General features: G+C 72.5%; 15 protein-coding genes. 11 read left to right on the forward strand and 4 right to left on the reverse strand.

Annotated features, from left to right (window positions below; genetic code table 11):
• Positions 1-236 precede the first annotated feature (236 nt).
• The 8 genes from ACGFIW_RS24035 to ACGFIW_RS24070 are packed head-to-tail and all read left to right on the forward strand — an operon-like array spanning position 237 to position 8557.
• Positions 237-2654 carry a nitrate- and nitrite sensing domain-containing protein gene (locus ACGFIW_RS24035; protein WP_393319683.1) on the forward strand — a complete coding sequence of 806 codons (2418 nt, stop codon included), beginning with the start codon at positions 237-239 and terminating at the stop codon, positions 2652-2654.
• 16 nt (positions 2655-2670) lie between these two features.
• A complete protein-coding gene (locus tag ACGFIW_RS24040; RefSeq protein ID WP_088989969.1) occupies positions 2671-3075 on the forward strand; it encodes a roadblock/LC7 domain-containing protein in 405 nt (134 codons plus the stop codon).
• A 47-nt stretch (positions 3076-3122) separates the two neighbouring features.
• Positions 3123-4316: an ABC transporter substrate-binding protein gene (locus ACGFIW_RS24045; RefSeq protein WP_393319686.1), complete on the forward strand. Its 1194-nt coding sequence runs from the start codon at positions 3123-3125 to the stop codon at positions 4314-4316.
• Positions 4313-5209 (forward strand): branched-chain amino acid ABC transporter permease, encoded by an 897-nt coding sequence (locus tag ACGFIW_RS24050; RefSeq protein ID WP_393319688.1) that lies wholly within the window; start codon positions 4313-4315, stop codon positions 5207-5209. The genes ACGFIW_RS24045 and ACGFIW_RS24050 overlap by 4 nt, the downstream gene beginning before the upstream one ends.
• Positions 5206-6216 (forward strand): branched-chain amino acid ABC transporter permease, encoded by a 1011-nt coding sequence (locus ACGFIW_RS24055; RefSeq protein ID WP_393319691.1) that lies wholly within the window; start codon positions 5206-5208, stop codon positions 6214-6216. The genes ACGFIW_RS24050 and ACGFIW_RS24055 overlap by 4 nt, the downstream gene beginning before the upstream one ends.
• Positions 6213-6956, forward strand: coding sequence for an ABC transporter ATP-binding protein (locus tag ACGFIW_RS24060; RefSeq protein ID WP_393319694.1), 744 nt, complete (start codon positions 6213-6215; stop codon positions 6954-6956). The genes ACGFIW_RS24055 and ACGFIW_RS24060 overlap by 4 nt, the downstream gene beginning before the upstream one ends.
• The gene (locus ACGFIW_RS24065; protein ID WP_393319696.1) at positions 6956-7726 is read left to right on the forward strand and encodes an ABC transporter ATP-binding protein; all 771 of its coding nucleotides are present in this window, start codon (positions 6956-6958) and stop codon (positions 7724-7726) included. Before ACGFIW_RS24060 ends, ACGFIW_RS24065 begins: the two co-directional genes overlap by 1 nt.
• A gap of 27 nt (positions 7727-7753) precedes the next feature.
• Positions 7754-8557 carry a methyltransferase gene (locus tag ACGFIW_RS24070; RefSeq protein ID WP_393319698.1) on the forward strand — a complete coding sequence of 268 codons (804 nt, stop codon included), beginning with the start codon at positions 7754-7756 and terminating at the stop codon, positions 8555-8557.
• Between the two features lie 283 nt (positions 8558-8840).
• Here the strand turns inward: ACGFIW_RS24070 and ACGFIW_RS24075 are convergent, their stop codons facing one another.
• From ACGFIW_RS24075 to ACGFIW_RS24085, 3 genes are all read right to left on the reverse strand, one after another.
• Complete coding sequence (locus tag ACGFIW_RS24075; RefSeq protein WP_393319700.1) at positions 8841-9662, reverse strand: hypothetical protein; 822 nt, start codon at positions 9660-9662, stop codon at positions 8841-8843.
• A gap of 377 nt (positions 9663-10039) precedes the next feature.
• On the reverse strand, positions 10040-10651 hold the full coding sequence (locus tag ACGFIW_RS24080; protein ID WP_393319703.1) for a dihydrofolate reductase family protein: 612 nt from the start codon (positions 10649-10651) through the stop codon (positions 10040-10042).
• A gap of 40 nt (positions 10652-10691) precedes the next feature.
• The gene (locus tag ACGFIW_RS24085) at positions 10692-11234 is read right to left on the reverse strand and encodes a DinB family protein (RefSeq protein WP_393319705.1); all 543 of its coding nucleotides are present in this window, start codon (positions 11232-11234) and stop codon (positions 10692-10694) included.
• A gap of 114 nt (positions 11235-11348) precedes the next feature.
• Here ACGFIW_RS24085 and ACGFIW_RS24090 point away from each other — a divergent pair, with 114 nt between their 5' ends.
• From ACGFIW_RS24090 to ACGFIW_RS24100, 3 genes are all read left to right on the forward strand, one after another.
• Positions 11349-11816, forward strand: a complete 468-nt coding sequence (locus ACGFIW_RS24090) for a MarR family transcriptional regulator (protein WP_393319707.1) — start codon at positions 11349-11351, stop codon at positions 11814-11816.
• A gap of 198 nt (positions 11817-12014) precedes the next feature.
• Positions 12015-12995 (forward strand): ATP-binding cassette domain-containing protein, encoded by a 981-nt coding sequence (locus ACGFIW_RS24095; protein ID WP_393319709.1) that lies wholly within the window; start codon positions 12015-12017, stop codon positions 12993-12995.
• Positions 12992-13819: an ABC transporter permease gene (locus ACGFIW_RS24100; RefSeq protein ID WP_357521887.1), complete on the forward strand. Its 828-nt coding sequence runs from the start codon at positions 12992-12994 to the stop codon at positions 13817-13819. The genes ACGFIW_RS24095 and ACGFIW_RS24100 overlap by 4 nt, the downstream gene beginning before the upstream one ends.
• Before the next feature lies 1 nt (position 13820).
• Here ACGFIW_RS24100 and ACGFIW_RS24105 read toward each other — a convergent pair whose 3' ends face one another.
• Positions 13821-17000, reverse strand: a complete 3180-nt coding sequence (locus ACGFIW_RS24105; RefSeq protein WP_393319711.1) for a BTAD domain-containing putative transcriptional regulator — start codon at positions 16998-17000, stop codon at positions 13821-13823.
• Positions 17001-17104 lie beyond the last annotated feature (104 nt).

The raw sequence follows: 17104 nt of genomic DNA on the forward strand, positions 1-17104 counted from the left end.
CGTCTCGCGGTGTCATCGGCCGCTGACATTGGGTACAGATGCTGGTACGGGCAGTTTGTACCACGGCCAGGTCTGGCCTACGAGCGCGGCTTCCGGCCGAATGGGACTTGCATTCGGCAACGTGCGGATAGACCGTCATCGACGATTCGTGGGAGTCAATCTTGGCGTCGAGCACCAGGTCCCACGCGGCCAGACCCTACCCGACCCGCCGACGCGGCTGGAAGATAGCCGGGCGGATGCGCCTCATCGTCGCGGCACCACTCGTCGCCGTGATCGGCTTCGCCGGTCTCGCGCTGACCGAGAGCGCGCGGCAGACCGCACGTGCCAGCGACCTGCGGATCCTCGCGCAGGTCGGTGCCGAGGCCGGTGATCTGGCCTACCGGCTGCAACGCGAACGTATCGCCGCCGCCGACCTGCTCACCTATCCCGCACCCGAGCAGCAGGACACCTACGGCGCGGAGCTGGCCGCCACCGACGACGCCGTCACGCGCTATCGCACACAGCGGGACCGGCTGTCCGCCGACGCCGGCACCAACCGGGCCCTCCTGCACCGCATCGACGCGGCCCTGGCCAGCCTCGCCCCGCTGCGCACCCAGGTCCGTACGGCGGCGCACGCCTCGGTGTCGGCGATGACCTTCAGCTACCGGATCGCCATCGCGGACCTGATCAGCCTGCGGGAGAACGTCTCGCACGGCGTGGTCGACGCCCAGCTCGCCGACGGCATCCGGGCCTCGGCGGCGCTGTCGAAGACGGCGGAGGCGATCGGTCAGCAGCAGGTCGCCGTGCTGCGCGCGGTCGCGGGCGGCGAGCTGACCCCCGCCACGCAGCAGGACATCACGGCGGCCCGGACCAGCTACACCGAGTCGAGCCTGTCGTTCCTGGCCCTGGCACCGCCCGAGTGGAGCCTCTGGTGGGAGCAGGCCGGCACCGGCAAGGACGCGCTCGCGCTGCAACGGATGCAGGACGAGGTGTCGCGGGCCCAACCGGGGTCGCGACTGCAACTGGAGACCGCCGACTGGGTGTCCACCACACAGGCGCGGGCGGCCCGCCTGGCCGACCTGCGCGCGCGGGTCGACGCGGCGGTCCGCGACGACGTCCGGGCCGCGCACGCCGACCAGCGTCGCCGGGCCGTGGCCGAGGCGGCGGGTGTCCTGCTGGCACTGCTGCTCACCGCGCTGGTGACCTGGGCCGTCGCCCGGCAGATCACCCGGCGGCTGCGTCGTCTCCGGGACGCCGCCAACGCCGTGGCCTTCGAACAGCTGCCCGCCGTGGTGGCCCAGCTCCAGCAGCCGGGCAGCGCCGCCGTCGACCCGGACAGGCTGGCCCGCCAGCAGTCCACCGCCGCCCTCGAACCGTCGAGCGACGACGAGATCGGGGAGCTGGGCCAGGCGTTCAGCGCGGTGCACCAGGCCGCCGTGCGGACCGCCGCCGAGCAGGCGGTCATGCGCGCCAACACCGCCGACATCTTCATCCACCTGAGCCGCCGCGAACAGCGGCTCGTCGACGCGGTGCTGGCCCAGGTCGACCTGGTCGAGCGGGACGAGACCGACCCCGACCGCCTGCACCAGCTGTACACGCTGGACAACCTGGCCACCCGGATGGGACGCATCAACGCCAGCCTGCTGGTGCTCGGCGGCGTCGGCGTGGGCCGCGTACGCCAGCGCGACGTCCCCCTGCAACAGGTGCTCCAGGCGGCGCTGTCCCAGATCGAGCACTACGCGCGGATCCGGCTCGGCATGATCGACGGGGACGTCGCCGTGGCGGCGAAGACCGTCGACGAGGTCGTGCACCTGCTCGCCGAACTCATGGACAACGCGACGACGTACGCGCCGCCCGGCAGCGAGACCTGGGTGAGCGGTCGAAGCCTGGGCGACCGCGTCATCGTCCAGATCAGCGACGAGGGCATGGGGTTGTCCCCACAGCGGATGCAGCAGCTCAACGAGATCCTGGCCCACCCACCGGCCATCGACGTGGCGGCCGTACGGGCGATGGGGCTGGTCGTCGTGGGGCAGCTCGCACAGCGGCTGGGCGCCACCGTCCAACTGCGACGAGGTCCCCGACGTGGCACCCTCGCCGAGGCGACGCTGCCGGCGGCGATCATCCGGTCGCTGCCACCGGAGGAGTACCTGCTCGCACCCGGCCGGCTGTCCCGGCGGGCGGCACGGACGGCCAGCCCACCTCCGCCGTACCAGCCGCGCCCCGAGCCCACCGCGGGACGCCCGCCGGCCGAGCGGACGCTGCCGGCGGCGCGGGCCGAGCGGGCCCTGCCGGCGGCGCCGGTGTTCCGACCGACTTCCCCACCCCCGGACCGGGGTGACGCGCCCACCGAGGAGCTACTCATCTTCGAGCAGGTCAACCACTGGTTCCAGGCAGATGTCGCCGACGGCGCCGACGACCGGGAGTGGTCCAGCCCCGCCGACGACGCCTGGCGCACCGCCGCCCAGGCACACGCCCCCGAAGTCGCCACGACCACCACCTCCGGCCTGCCCAAACGGGAGCCGCAACGGCATCTCGTGCCCGGCGGCGTGACAGTGCCCCAGCAGCGGCAGCGGTCCGAGTACCGCGACCCGGCCCAGGTGGCGTCGGCGATGGCCGCGTACGCGCGGGGTGTGGCGAACCGCAGGCGCACCCCGATCAACCTCGGCAACACCTGACGTGACAGGAGACCATGTGAGCGACCAACAGGACCTCGGCTGGCTGTTGGACAACTTCGCCGCGCGCGCGAGCGAGGTCAGCCATGCGATCGCCATCTCGAGTGACGGCCTGATGGTGGCCGCCACCCGCGACCTGCCCCCGGACCGGGCCGACCAGTTGGCCGCCACGGGTAGCGGGCTGGTCAGCCTGCTGCGCGGCGCGGCGGCCTTCTTCGACGCCGGCGCGGTGATCTCCAACGTCACGCAGCTCGAGGGCGGGTTCATGTTCTCGATGGCCTTCAACGACGGCGCCTCGCTGCTGGTGCTCGCCGCACCGGAGTGCGACGTCGGCAAGGTCTCCTACGAGATGACCGAGTTGGCCAACCGGATCGGGGACGCCCTGACCCCCGCGGCCCGGGCGGCACTCGCCCGCAGCCGCTGACCGCCCCGGCGCCCCCACGCCGGAGACCCACTTTCCCTGGAGAAGACATGCCTCACACCACCTTTCGGCGCAGCCATGCCCTGGCCGCCACCCTGCTCGCGGTCGTCCTGACCGCCAGCACGGCCTGCGGCGACGACGCGCCGGGTCCGAGCGCCGGCGGCTCGATAAAGATCGGCCTGCTCGCGTCGCTGTCCGGGACGTACCAGGCGGTCGGTACGGAGATCCGCGACGGCTTCCAGCTCTACCTGGACACCCACGACGGCAAACTCGGCGGTCGACAGGTCGACCTCGTCGTCGCCGACGAGGGCAACGGCGCCCAGACCGCGGTGCCGGCGGCGACCAAGCTGCTCAAGCAGGACCGGGTGGCGGCGCTCACCGGCATCGTCGGTGGCGGCTCGGTCGCCGGGGTCACCCCCCTGCTCGACGAGACCAAGGTGCCGCTTGTCGGCTCCAACGGGCGACCGGAGCTCAAGGACGTCTCCCGGGTCTGGCACACCTCGTACCTCTCCGACGAGCCCGGTGCCGCGATCGCCCAGCACGTGCGCGACAACGTGCAGGGCTCGGTGTACGCGATCGGCCCCGACTACCAGGGCGGCTGGGACGAGCTGCGCGGGTTCACCGACGCGTTCGGCAAGATCGGCGGGAAGCTCGCCAACGCCGATGGCAAGACCACCTTCACCCCGTTCCCGGCCACCACCAACTTCACCCCGTACTTCGCTCGCATCAAGGCATCCGGCGCGGCGGCCGTCTACACGTTCTACGCCGGCAGCGCCGCCGTGGACTTCGTGAAGCAGTACGCGCAGTCCGAGATCAAGGACATCCCGTTGTACGCCGCCGGGTTCCTCACCGAGGGCGGGGTGCTCAACGCGCAGGGCGAGGCCGCGCGGGACATCTACTCGGTGCTCAACTACTCCCCCGACCTGGACAACGCGGAGAACCGCGCCTTCGTGGCCGCGTGGAAGGCCAAGCACGACGGCTCACCGACCACCTACGCGCTCGCCTCGTACGACGCGGCGGCGGTGCTGGACCGGGCGGTCGGCGCGGCCGGGAGCAACCCGACTCCGGAGGCCATCAACACCGCCATCGGCCAACTCGGCCAGATCGCCAGCCCGCGCGGCACCTGGCAGTTCTCCACCACCACGCACTCACCGGTGCAGAAGTGGTATCTGCGGCAGGTCCGCCAGGACGGCCGCGCGCTGTCCAACACCGTCGTGGGTGACCTCGCGACCGTCGGCCGGTGATCGCGGTGGCGGCCGGCCTGAATCGGATCGACCCGTACCTGATCCCGGCGCTGGACGGGGTCGCCTACGGGCTGCTCGTGTTCGTCGCCGCGTCGGGTCTGGTCTTCTGCTTCGGCGTCGCCAACATCCTCAACCTGGCGCACGGCCTGCTCTACGCGATCGGCGGGTACGCTGCCGCGGCGCTGCTCGACGGTGGCTGGGTCAGCCTGGCGTTGGCGCTGGTGGTCGGCGTGCTGGCCGCCACCGCGGCGGGGGTGCTGCTGGCCGGGCTGCTCACGCCGGTCGCCACCGGCAACCACCTGAGTCAGGCGCTGTTGACGTTCGGTGTGGCACTGGCCGGCGGCAGCCTGCTCGTCGCCGGCTTCGGGCCCGACGATCCGCAGGTCCGGGTGCCCGCCGTCCTGGAGGGCTCGGTGGTGGTCGCCGGGCACCGCTACGCCGCGTACCGGTTGGTCTTCATCGTCGTCGCGGCGGTGCTCGCCGTCGCGCTCTACCTGGTGGTACGGCGCACCCGGGCGGGGATGCTGGTCCGCGCGGCCGTCGACGACCCGGAGATGGTCGCCTGTCTGGGCGTGAGCCCCGCACGGATCCGCGCCGGTGTGCTCGCCGCCGCCGGCGCGCTGGCCGGTGCGGCCGGGGTCCTGGGCGCGCCGATCATCGGGCCCGGCACGGACACCGCCGACACCGTCCTGTTGCTGTCCCTGGTGGTCGTCGTCCTCGGCGGTCTCGGGTCGCTGGGGGGCACCCTGCTGGCGGCGCTCGCGGTCGGCGAGATCCAGACGCTCGGGGTGGCGCTGCTGCCGTCCGCCGCGCCGTTCCTGCTGTTCGCCGCCATGGCGGCGGTGCTCGCCGTGCGGGCCCGCGGCCTGGCCGGCAGGTGGAGGGCGGCATGAGCGGCGAGGTGCTCCGACGGGCGCGGGGTGGCATCGCGGCACTCGTCCTGGTCGGCCTGGTCGTGGCGCCCTGGGTGGTCGACGACTACACCACGGCGATCCTGGCCCGGACGTTGGCACTGGCCCTGGTCGGGGTGAGCGTGGCCCTGCTCACCGGCGTCGCCGGCATGCCCACCCTCGGCCAGACCGCGCCGTACGCGGCGGGCGCCTACGCCTGCGCCGTGGTGGGCAGCCGGATCTCCGACGTCGGGGCCGTGCAGGTCGCCGTCGCGGCGGCCGCCGGGGCGGTGCTGGCCGCACTCACCGTGCCCCTCGTCGTACACGCCCGCGGGGTGGTCGTCCTGATGATCACCCTGGCCATCGGTGAACTCGCCGTCACCGTCCTCGGCCGGTGGCGGTCGGTGACCGGTGGCACGGACGGGCTGGCCGGCATCGCGGCGGTCCGCCCGTTCTGGGGGCTCCCGCCGCTCGCCAGCGACCGGGCGCGTTACCTGTACGCCCTGGTCGTCGTGGCCACGCTCGTCGGCGCGGTGCTGGTGCTGCTGCGGACCCGGGCCGGGCTGCTGCTACGCGCCGGCCGGGACGACGAGACGCGGCTGCGGGCCAGTGGTCACCGGGTGTCGCTCTACGTCTCCGGCGCGCACGTGGCCGCCGGGGCGATAGCCGGTGCCGCCGGCTCGCTCCTGGTCGTCGCCCAGCAGTACATCTCCCCCGCCGACTTCGGTTTCGACACGTCCGCGCTGCTGCTGCTCGGTGTCGTCATCGGTGGCACCGCCTCGGTCGGCGGTGCCCTGGTGGGCGCGGCGCTGGTCATCGCCGTGCGGGACTGGTTGTTCGGGGTGCTGCCCGGCCACGCGCCGCTGGTGCTGGGGCTGCTGTTCGTGGCGACGGTCTACCTGCTGCCCGGCGGCGGCATCCGGGCCCGGGGCCGGCGGCGTCCGCCGACGGCCAGGTCGCACCAGCCCGCCACCGCTGAGCGGGCCACGATCCCGGAGCTACACCGATGACCTGCCTGCTCAGCGCCGAGGGCGTCCGCGTGCGGTACGGGTCGCTCGCCGCGCTGGACGGCGTGGACCTGTGCGTCCACGACGGCCAGCGGCACGCCCTGATCGGCCCGAACGGCGCCGGCAAGACAACCCTGCTCAACGTGATCGGCGGGTCCACGCGACCGCAGCGCGGCACCGTGCGCCTCGCCGGGCGCGACGTCGGTCGGCTCGGGCCGGCGGCCCGCGCCCGACGGGGCATCAACCGCATCCACCAACGTCCGGCGGTCTTCACGACCTTGACCGCCACAGAGAACGTCGTGGTCGCGGCGTTGCCGCGGGTCATCGCGGAGCGCCGCTGGTGGCCCGGCGGACGTCGCCGCGTCGCGCACCACCGGGCGGGCCGGCTGCTGGACCAGATGGGCCTCACCGACGTCGCGGCGGTGCCCGCCGGGCACCTCGCACACGGGCAACGACGCCAGTTGGAGATCGCCATGGCCCTCGCCGGTCGCCCCCGCCTGCTGCTCCTGGACGAACCGGCCGCCGGGCTGTCCGCCATCGAGGTCGGTCGGCTGGTCGAGGTGCTCGGGGCGCTGCCCCGGGCGGTCGCCGTGCTCCTCGTCGAACATCGACTGGACCTGGTGTACGCCCTCTCCGACACGGTGACCGTGCTGCGCGACGGTCGGACGTTGGCCGCCGGGACGCCAGACGAGATCCGCTCCTCGCCGCTGGTGCGGCGGGCCTACGCCGACGGGGTGGCCTGATGTTGTCGGTGGATCGCCTGTGCGCCGGCTACGGCGGTGGGATCGTGCTGCACGAGGTCAGCCTGCGGGTGCGTCCCGGCAGCATCCAGGCCGTGGTGGGCCGCAACGGTGCGGGCAAGAGCACTCTCGTGCACACGATCGCCGGGCTGGTGCGGGCCTCCAGCGGTCGCATCGAGATCGGCGGTGTGCACGTGGCCGGCCGACAACCACACCGCGTCGCCCAGTCCGGCGTCGGTCTCGTCCCGCAGGGCCGGCGGGTGTTCTCCCGACTGACGGTGGCCGAGCACCTGCACCTGGCGGCCGCACCGTGGCGGGCCGCCGCCCCCGGTGGCGAGGGCTGGACGGTGGCCCGCACCCTCGACCTGCTGCCCCGCTTGGCGGCGCGGCTGCGACACCGTGGCTGCGAACTCTCCGGCGGCGAGCAGCAGATGTTGGCGATAGCCCGCGCGCTTCTCGGCCAACCACGGGTGCTGCTGCTCGACGAACCGTGTGAGGGCCTGTCACCCGATCTGGCGGCGCGGGTCCGTGAACTCGTCAACGGTCTCGCCGCCGACGGCCTGACCGTGCTGCTCGTGGAGCAGCAACTCCAGCACGCGATCGAGATCGCCGACCGGGTGGCGGTGCTGGAGTACGGCCGGGTGGTCTACGACCGACCGACGGCCGAAGCCCGCGTCGATCCGGCGCCGCTCGCGGCGATGTTGAGCGTCGCCGCCGCCCCGGCACCCCCACCCAACCGGGCGGCACCACGGCTCTGGGCCGACACCCCGTAGTCACCCTTCTCGGAGAGGTAGACACCCATGACAACCGCTACGAGCGATGGCGCGTACACGTTCGACAACGGCGCACCCGACGCCGTCGCCCAGATGCACGCGCTGGAGTCCTTCCTGGATCCGATCACGACGCGTCGCCTGGCCCGCCCCGTGCTGGGACCCGGCGCGACCTGCTGGGAGGTCGGGGCGGGTGGCGGCTCGATGGCCCGCAGAATCGCCCGCGCGACCGGCGACGAGGGCCACGTGCTGGCCACCGACATCGACCCCACGCACCTCCGCGCGGAGGGCAACCTGCAGGTACGCCGGCACGACGTGCGGACCGAACCGCCACCGGGGGACGCGTACGACCTGATCCACGCCCGGTTGGTGTTGCTGCACCTTCCCGATCGACGGCGGGTCCTCCGGACGCTCACCGGCGCACTGGCTCCCGGCGGGTGGCTGGTGGTCGAGGAGTTCGACTGCACCGCGCTGCCGCGGGTGCTGACCGCGCCGACCGACGACGCCGCGAAGCTCTTCGCGCAGGTCATGGACGCCATGATGGGTGTCCTGGAGGACCACGGCGCAGACCTGGGGTGGGCGCAGGACGTGCACAGCGAGATGGCCCTCGCCGGCCTCACCGAGCTGGACACCATCACCCACTCGCAGAGCTGGGCCGGTGGCTCGACCGGGGCGTCGCTCTACGAGACGAACTCCCGGCAGTTGGAGCCGGACCTGCTCGCCGCGGGGCTGTCGCCCGACCAACTGCACGCCTTCCGGCGGCTGGTCCGTGACCCCGGGTTCGCCGTCATGTCGTACCACTTCGTCTCCACGCGGGGTCGTCTGCCGAGCTGAGCGGGCGGACCACCGCGCGGAGAGCGGTCGCGCCGTACGTAGCTGTTCCGCCGCAGCACGCCCCCCGTTGCGCTCCGGACAGCGCTACGACGGCGTCGACCCCACCGGCCGGGCTCCCTCCCCAGGAGCCCGGCCGGTCCGCGCCGGGACGCAGCGCAGAGCGGAGCAGCGGGCCGCCTCCTGGGCCGGTCCTGTGTGCGTGATCGACTCGGTTTCCCTGATGTCGGGGTGTCGCGGGCATCTGGATACCGCGTGTTTCGCGGAAGTCGAGTCGATCAGCAGCTCACCGAGGCAGCGGCTCCTGATCGGCCAGGACGATCAGGTCGTCGGCGCGGGCCGACAGCGGCGCCGCCGCCGCGTCGGGCCACACGAGATAACCCACCGGCGGACCCGACGACCCCCACGTGGCACCGATGATCGTGGCCAACCCCGCGTCGTCCGGCGACCTGCGCGAGCGTACCCGGGTGCCCGGCGCGTGTCCGTCGTCGGCGACGATGAGCAGCGCGTCGAGGGTCTGGCGGGCACCGACGACCGGCAACCCTTCCACGTACGGCTCACCCGCGTACCCCAGGCGTGGCGTCATCATCGTGTGCAGGAGCGCGGCTTGCCGGATCGCCTCCTGGCGTACCTGCCCGTCCGCGCTGTGTCCGGCGATGTCCAGCGCCTTCTGGATGCTCGACCAGAGCCCCAGCGGCTCCTGGTCGAGTAGTCGGCGGGCCTCGCGGTCGACTTCGGCGCAGGCCGTGTCGAGCGCCGTGTCCTCGCCCAGCTCCGCGATCCAGGCGAGATCCCCCACCTCGGGCAGCAGCCCCGGCGACTCGGCCGCGATCACGATGTACAGCATCGCGAGCAGTTCCACCCGGCCCTCGCCGTGGTAGAGCATTCCCACCCCACTGCCCGTACGCCCACGGCTGGGTGGGAAGCGCTCGGCGAGGTGCCGCGCGCGGCCACGAGGCAGGACCGCGGCACGCCTGGTGTCCGACACCCGCTCCTCGAACGACCGCCGCTCACGGCGTTCGACGAGCAGTTGGCGGTGCGGATCGAACCCGATCGGATAGATCGTCCGCCCGTACGTGGCGAGGGTTTCGCCCGGTCGCAGACCCACCGACTCAAGGTGGCGGGCAGCCACCGAGTAGGCGACACCGGTCCGGGCCGCGTGCTCCCGGATGGCGCGCCTGCGGGCACGGCCCGGGCTTGGGGTCCGCCGTGGTTGATGATCAGACATGACGCCTCCGGTGCAGCCCCACGCACTCCACCGAGCAGGCGACGTGGCGAGCACGCCGGAAGTCGACACAACGGCGCGGAGTCGGAGACTCTTGGCCCCAGCATGCGGTCGGGCGTGGGCCACCACATCGGGCGCGGGCAGGCGCGCTGCCGCCGCCAGCATATCGCGCCCTCGACGATCGGCGTGGCCAGGCGAGCGCCGGCCGGTCTGCGCGGCGGACGTCGAGCCCGCACTGCGGGCCGGCCGACGCCGAGCGGTCACCTCGGGACGTGGAAACGCAGGTGCGTGACGTGTGGTGATTCGATCACCGCGACGCGTTCCAGTTCGATGTGGGCGGTGCCGAGGTGGTCGAACAGGCGCGTGCCGGCACCGAGGAGCACCGGTACTAGTTGGAGGTGGATCTCGTCCACCAGCCCGGCCCTGACGAACTCCCGTCCGGTGGTGGGGCCACCCATGACGAGGACGTCCCGGTCGCCCGCTGCCTGTCGCGCCTGGCGCAGAGTGCTGTGGAGCCCGTCGTCGACGAATGTGAAGACGTCGCTCTTCATCCGCAACGGGTCGCGTGACTCGCGAGTGACCACGAAGCACGGCACCGGAAACGGAGTGTCCTGCCACAGGTCCACACCGACGTCGAACGTCCGTTTGCCGATCACCACGGCGCCGGTCGTGGCGTGACGCTCTCGTACCTGCGCGGCGTCGACCCCGACCGGTGCGACGCCGTCAGCCGCCACACCACGATCCCCGTCAGCCTGGAACAGCCACTCGTGCAGCCGCTCGCCGCCCCTGCCCATCGGTTGTTCGCGGGTGACGTCGGGGCCGGCGGCGAAGCCGTCCAACGACACGCTCATGCTCAACACCGTGCGGCCCATCGGGCCCTCCTTCACCTGTAGACAGTCGCCCATCGGGGCGTCACGCTCCGTCCTGCCAGCGGTAGAGGTCGCGCAGCAGGGAAATCTCGGCGCCGTGGTGGATCAGCTCCCTGTTGACGTGCAGGACGATGCCCTCCATGGGAAACCGCTCGGGACCCACCGTGGGCGGGTTCTCCAGGTCGGCATTCGAGAGCATGCGGACCCCGGCGTTCCATCTGCCGTACATCTCGTCGAGCTGTTCCAGCGCCTCCGCGGCGGTCCCCGCGTAGGCGAGTGAGTCGGCCTGCGGGCCGCCGAAGTGCCATTCGACCCGATAGCCCAGGCAGGAGACGATGATGTGCGCCAGCCGCCAGGCAATCGTGGTCACCGGCGCGGGCACCAGGTCAGGGGACGCGGAGTCCATCGTCCATTCCCCCGGCCCTGCCGACATCGGTGCGGGCGACGTGCCACGTGGACGGATGCTCCAGCAGCCACGCACCGGCTCCCAGAAGTACTCCTCATCGGCAAGACCGTCCAGCCGCGGCCGCAGGTTCTTCTGCCAGTGCCGGTCCAGTTGGTCCGCGATTCGCTCGCTCCTTGTCACTTCCGCAACCTACGCCGTAGCGCTCGTGCACGGGAACAGCCGGTCTCGTCATTGACCTCAACATGACTTGAGGTTCTAGGGTCGCGCTCAGTCGAACACTCCCAGGAGGCACCCGTGGCAACCCAGCGCCTGTCCGACGTCGAACTCGCGACCCAGCCCGCCGCGTACTGGACCGGCGTGGCCTACGAGGCGCTCATCGCCTTCACGCGGGCCCGGTACGCCGATTTCGGCTTCACCCAGCCCCAGTTCTGGTTGCTCCGTAACCTGTCGGGCAACGACATCTCACCCGACGGTCACGGCATGACCATTCCGGAGCTTGAGATGGCGATGAGCACCTACCTGAGGTCCGAGGACGATCTGGAGGCCGAGGCCGGTGTTCTGCTTGATCGGGGTTGGCTCACGCGCGACGACAAGCAGCGACTCTGGATCACCGAGGCGGGCGAGGCGGCTCGCCTCACCATCAAGCAGCACGCTCCGGCGATCCGCGCCCGCATTCACCACGGGATCGACGACGCCGACTACGTGACAGCCCTGAAGGTGCTCCGGCAGATGATCCGGAACACGGACGGTCCGGCGGCCTGACCCTGGTCCGTGCGCACGCGGCTTGATCGACTCGGTTTTCTTGAAGTCGCGGTGTCGCGGGCGGGTGGATACCGCGTCTTTCGCAAAGTCGAGTCGATCACCGCGCGGGGCCGGAACCGCCGGGGCCGGAACCGCTGGTGTCAGCCGGTGTCGGTGGCGTGTCGGGGCGGTGTCAGCCGACCCGTGCAGGGTGGGCGCATGACAGCTGACCTGGTGATCGAGGCCGAGGGCCTCGTGAAGACGTTCGGGAAGACGAGGGCGCTACAGGGCGTGGACCTCGCGGTTCCCCGTGGGACGGTGCTCGGGGTGCTCGGCCCCAACGGCGCCGGCAAGACCACCGCCGTACGCATCCTGTCCACCCTGCTGGCCCCGGACGGTGGAACCGCCCGGATCGGCGGTTTCGACGTGGTACGGGACGCCGAGCGCGTTCGGCAGAGCATCGGGCTCACCGGCCAGTACGCCTCGGTCGACGAGGACCTGACCGGGCGGCAGAACCTGGAACTGTTCGGCACCCTGCTGGAGCTGGGGCGCACCGGTGCCCGGAAGCGGGCCGCCGAGCTGCTCGACTGGTTCGACCTCACCGACGCCGCGAACCGGCCGGCCAAGACCTACTCCGGCGGCATGCGCAGGCGGCTGGACCTGGCCGCCAGCCTCGTCGGCTCCCCCGACGTGATCTTCCTGGACGAGCCGACCACCGGACTCGACCCGGCCAAGCGCGAGGACATGTGGAACGTGGTCCGCTCGCTTGTCGGCAACGGCTCGACGGTCCTGCTCACCACCCAGTACCTGGAGGAGGCCGACGCGCTCGCCGACGCGATCACGGTCATCGACCACGGCCGGGTCATCGCGCACGACACACCGGACGGGCTCAAGCGGGTGGTCGGCGGGCAGACCCTCGAGGTCCGGCCCTCCGACGCGGCGCAACTGCCCCGTACCGCGGAGATCCTGACCCAGGTCGGCTCCGGCTCGCAGGCCGACGAGATCCGCAAGGGCGTGCTCGCGGTGCCGGTCACCGACGACGCGGCCCTGACCGAGAGCGTCGCGCGGTTCGCCGCCGCCGGCATCGCGGTCACCGAACTCTCCCTGCACCTGCCGAGCCTCGACGAGGTGTTCTTCACCCTCACCGGGCGTACGGCATCCGACGACGACACCACCCGCCCCACGGAGGTCGCGGCATGAGCACCCTGATCGACACGGCACCCACGAAGAGCCGCGCACTGTCGACAACGGCCCCGAACCCGCGGCCGTTCCGGCTGGTCCGGCACTCGTTGGCGCTCGCCAAGCGCAGCCTGATCAAGACCTGGCGTACGCCCGAGGCACTCATCGACGTCACGCTGCAACCGGTGCTGTTCCTCATCATCTTCGTGTACGTCTTCGGCGGCGCGGTCGCCGGATCGACCCACGACTACCTACAGTTCCTGCTGCCCGGCATCCTGGCGCAGACGATCGCCACCGGCGCCATCGCGATCGGCGTCAACCTCAACACCGACATCGCCAAGGGCATCTTCGACAGGTTCCGGTCGTTGCCGATCCCCCGCTCCGCACCACTTGTCGGCGCGGTTCTCGGCGATGTCGTCCGGTACGTCATCGTCACCGTGTCGACCCTCGCGATCGGCTACGTGCTGGGTTTCCGGATCGAGACCGACCTGTTCCGGGCGATCGCCGGGTGCCTGCTCGCGGTGCTGTTCGCGCTCTGCCTGAGCTGGCTGCCGGTGCTGGTGTCGATGAAGGTGCGCACCGCGGGTGCCGTGCAGGGCGTGATGTTCGCGCTGATCATGCCGTTGAGCTTCGCGTCGAACGTGTTCGTCGGCGCCGACACCCTGCCCGGCTGGATGCAGGCGTTCGTGGACGTCAACCCGATGACCCACCTGGTGGCGTCGGTACGCGGACTGTTCCTCGGCACCCCACTCGGCAACCACGTCTGGTGGACGCTCGCCTGGTGCGCCGGCTTCGTGGCGGTGTTCATGCCGCTGGCGCTGCGCGCGTACCGCAAGAAGATCTGACCTACGCGAGCAGGTCGTCCATCAACTCGCGGATCCGGGCGACCGCCGCGGCGACCGGCCGCTCACGCCACGCGGCCAGCAACGGCTCACGCTGCTCCTCGGTCCCGAGGATGGCGTTGAGCCGTTCGCCGTTCTCGAAGGGGAAGAACATCTCGATCTGGGTGCCGATCCGCTTCGCGAGTATGGCCAACTCGCGGGCGGCGTCGACGTCACCCCGGTAGGCCGCGAGTTCCGCGCCGCCCGACGCCCACGCCCCGATCACCGGCAGGTCCCGCGACGTCAGCGCATCGTCGCGGGCGAGCGACAGCATCCCGGCCGCCTGGAGGTTGACGTCGTTGCCCGACACCCGCCCGGCCTGGGCCACCCGCAGGTAGATGATCGCCGCCGTGGCCCGGAGCATCACGCGCGGCTGCGGCTGCGGCCCGACCCAGCCGGCGAGAACACGCGTCACCTCGTCGGCGTAGGCGAGCGTCTCGTCGTACCGCTCGCGCTGCCAGGCGAGGTGCGCCAGGCCGAGCAGCGCCTGCGCGGCGTCGATCTGCTCCGCCTGGCCCAACGCGGCCGTCTCGCCCAGTCGCCGTTCCGCCTCCGCGTCACCGCTGAGGGCGAGTTGCACGTCCAGCCGGACCCGGATCGACCGCGCGTCCTGTGCGGCGCCGACCAACTCCATGTGCTGCACGCTGCGCCGCAGCCACTCGGCCGCCCGGGCGTCCCCGCTCGGGACCAGGAACTGCCCGACGGCGCCCGCCGCCATCGCCATGCCCCAGTGGTCACCGGCGGCCTCGAAGCGGTGGTACGCCTGCTCGGCGTCACCTATCGACTCCTGCGGCAGGCCGCCGTTCTCCCGTACCGCGGCGCGCGCGAACAGCCCGAGCCCCTGCACGTACGGGTCCGGGTGCGCGATCATCTCGGCCGCGGTCTTCATGCTCCGCTCCAGGTCGGACGCGTCGAAGCCGGGCAACGCCGAGGCGAGGGCGGTCAGCCGGGACGACACCTCGGCGGGCCGTTCGGCCAGGACCGTTCGCATCGCCCGCCGGGCGAGCACCGCGGACCGCAGATCGGCGCTGATGCCGGCGTTCACGCTGATCACCACGCAGGTCCAGGCGAGTCGGTCGGCGTTGGGCAGTGGTCGACCGCTGGCCGCCCCCCGCAGGATCGCCGATCGCGGTCGTCGCCCCGGGTCGTCGACGTGCAGCAGCCCGCGCGCCCAGGCGAGGACCTCAAGGTGCAGGCCCCGCACCGACCAGAGGTGGAACAGCGCGGTGGTGACGTCGATCGCGGCGGGCTCGTCGTCCTGTCCCAGTGCCCACCGCAGGCCCGCGACCAGGTTGTCCTGCTCGGCGGCGCAGCGGTGCAGCGCGTCGACCTGGTCGGGGCCGACGAAGCGGCCGGCGAGTGCGACGGCCTCCTTCCGCGCCCATCCGACCAGGCCGGTCATGGCCAACTCCCGGGCACCCGCCGCGTCGAGCCGGGCTTCGCCGTACTCGCGAACCGTTTCGAGCATCCGGTAACGCGGCGGACCGTCCCCCTCGACAAGGGTCAACAGTGACTGTTCGACAAGGCTCGCCAGGCCGCGACGCACGTCGGGGGTCTGCGCGACCGCGGCGGCGAGGTCGGCGGTGAACGGTGCGGGGATGACCGCGACCCGTTGCAGCAACTCGCGGTCGTCCACGGCGAGCAGTTCCCTGCTCCAGTCGACCAACGCCCACAGGCTCGCGTGCCGCTCCGGCAGGCCGCGTAGGGCGTCGTCGAGCAGCGCGAACCGGTCGGTCAGCCCGGCGAGCACGTCGTCGATCGGCATGTGCCGCAGCCGCGCGGCGGCCAACTCGAGTGCCAGCGGCAGGTTGTCGAGGCGGTGGCACAGGGCCAGCACCCGCTCGGCGTCCCAGGTCGGCACCGCACCGCCGGCTCTCGCCCGGGACTCGACAAGCGCGAGCGCGTCAGTGTCCGGCAACGCGGTCAGCCGGTGCACCAGTTCGCCGGCAAGCCCCAACGGGGCCCGGCTCGTGGCGAGCACCGCGACCTCCGGGGACGTCACCGCGACCAGGTCCGCGACGACGGCTGCCACCGCGTCGAGGACGTGCTCGCAGTTGTCCAGCACCAGCAGCCCGTCGAGGTCCGGTGCCACGGCGCGCAGCCGCGCCTCGGGGCTGAGCACCCGCCGCTCCAGGCCCAGGTTGGCGCCGGTCGCCGTGGTGTCCGCACCGCCCAGCGCGGCGAGCACCGTGGGCAGCACCTCCTCGGGTGAGCGCAGGCCGGCGAGCTCGATCACGCGCACCGACCGCCCGGCCGCGGCGGCGCGTCTCGCCACCTCGGCGGCGAGCCGGGTCTTGCCCGCGCCACCGGTCGCCACGATCGTCACCACGGGTGTCTCGGCGAGCGCGTCGGCGACGGCGTCGACGTCGCGTTCCCGGCCGACGAGGGCGGTCATCGGCCGACGCCAGGCGGCGGGCAACGCGATCCGCAGCGGTTGCCGGGGCGCCGCGGCGACGGGCGGGGCGGTGAGTTCGCCACGCAGCAGCGCCAGGTGGACCTGTGTGACCACGGGCGACGGGTCGGTGCCGTACCGGTCGGCCAGCTCGGCCCGGAGGCGCTCGATCACCTCCAGCGCCTCCGCCTCGCGGCCCTGGGCGGCGAGCACCCGGACGAGCAGGGCGGCCGACGGCTCGTCCGGGGGCGTACGCGCGACGAGCCGGCTCAGGTCGGCCTCGTCGAACGCACCCACGCCGGTGAGTGCCGCCTGCGCGCGCAGCGCCGTGACATCCGCGAACAGGCGGGTGTCCTCGCTGGTGACCAGCTCCGGGACCGCGGGGAACAGGGCGCGCGCCTGATCGGCCAGGCCGCGGGCGGCACGGGCGTCGCCACAGTGGAGCGCGGTCCGCGCCTGGTCGACGAGCGCCCGCGCCTCGACCGCGTCGACGGTGACCTCCTCGGCGGGCAGCCGGTAGCCGCCCGGCACCGCGACGACGGGCAGCCCGAGACGACGCACCCGGGACATCAGGGCCTGGACGGCGCCTGTCGCGTCGTCGGGCGGCGTGCCGTCCCAGACGGCGTCCACGAGCAGGCTCGTGGAGACCGCCCGCCCTCGCGCGTCGGCGAGGGTGCGGATCACCGTCGCGAGCCGTTCACCCCGAACGGGTCGGCCGTCGACGGCGAGTGGGCCGAGGGTGGTGATCTGCACGGACCCAGCATCCCCCACGCGCGCACGGACCCGACGCCCACCGGTCAGCCAGGCTGGCCACGGCCTCGCGACCGACTTGACAGGCCATCATTTGGTTAGGTTAG

Source organism: Micromonospora sp. NPDC048935 (assembly GCF_043197875.1).
In the GTDB taxonomy this organism is placed as follows: domain Bacteria; phylum Actinomycetota; class Actinomycetes; order Mycobacteriales; family Micromonosporaceae; genus Micromonospora.

Coding starts and splice junctions, on each gene's coding strand:
- ACGFIW_RS24095 (WP_393319709.1), top strand. CDS start 12,015: ATGACAGCTGACCTGGTGATCGAGGCCGAGGGCCTCGTGAAGACGTTC.
- ACGFIW_RS24060 (WP_393319694.1), top strand. CDS start 6,213: ATGACCTGCCTGCTCAGCGCCGAGGGCGTCCGCGTGCGGTACGGGTCG.
- ACGFIW_RS24070 (WP_393319698.1), top strand. CDS start 7,754: ATGACAACCGCTACGAGCGATGGCGCGTACACGTTCGACAACGGCGCA.
- ACGFIW_RS24045 (WP_393319686.1), top strand. CDS start 3,123: ATGCCTCACACCACCTTTCGGCGCAGCCATGCCCTGGCCGCCACCCTG.
- ACGFIW_RS24055 (WP_393319691.1), top strand. CDS start 5,206: ATGAGCGGCGAGGTGCTCCGACGGGCGCGGGGTGGCATCGCGGCACTC.
- ACGFIW_RS24065 (WP_393319696.1), top strand. CDS start 6,956: ATGTTGTCGGTGGATCGCCTGTGCGCCGGCTACGGCGGTGGGATCGTG.
- ACGFIW_RS24080 (WP_393319703.1), bottom strand. CDS start 10,651: ATGGGCCGCACGGTGTTGAGCATGAGCGTGTCGTTGGACGGCTTCGCC.
- ACGFIW_RS24100 (WP_357521887.1), top strand. CDS start 12,992: ATGAGCACCCTGATCGACACGGCACCCACGAAGAGCCGCGCACTGTCG.
- ACGFIW_RS24035 (WP_393319683.1), top strand. CDS start 237: ATGCGCCTCATCGTCGCGGCACCACTCGTCGCCGTGATCGGCTTCGCC.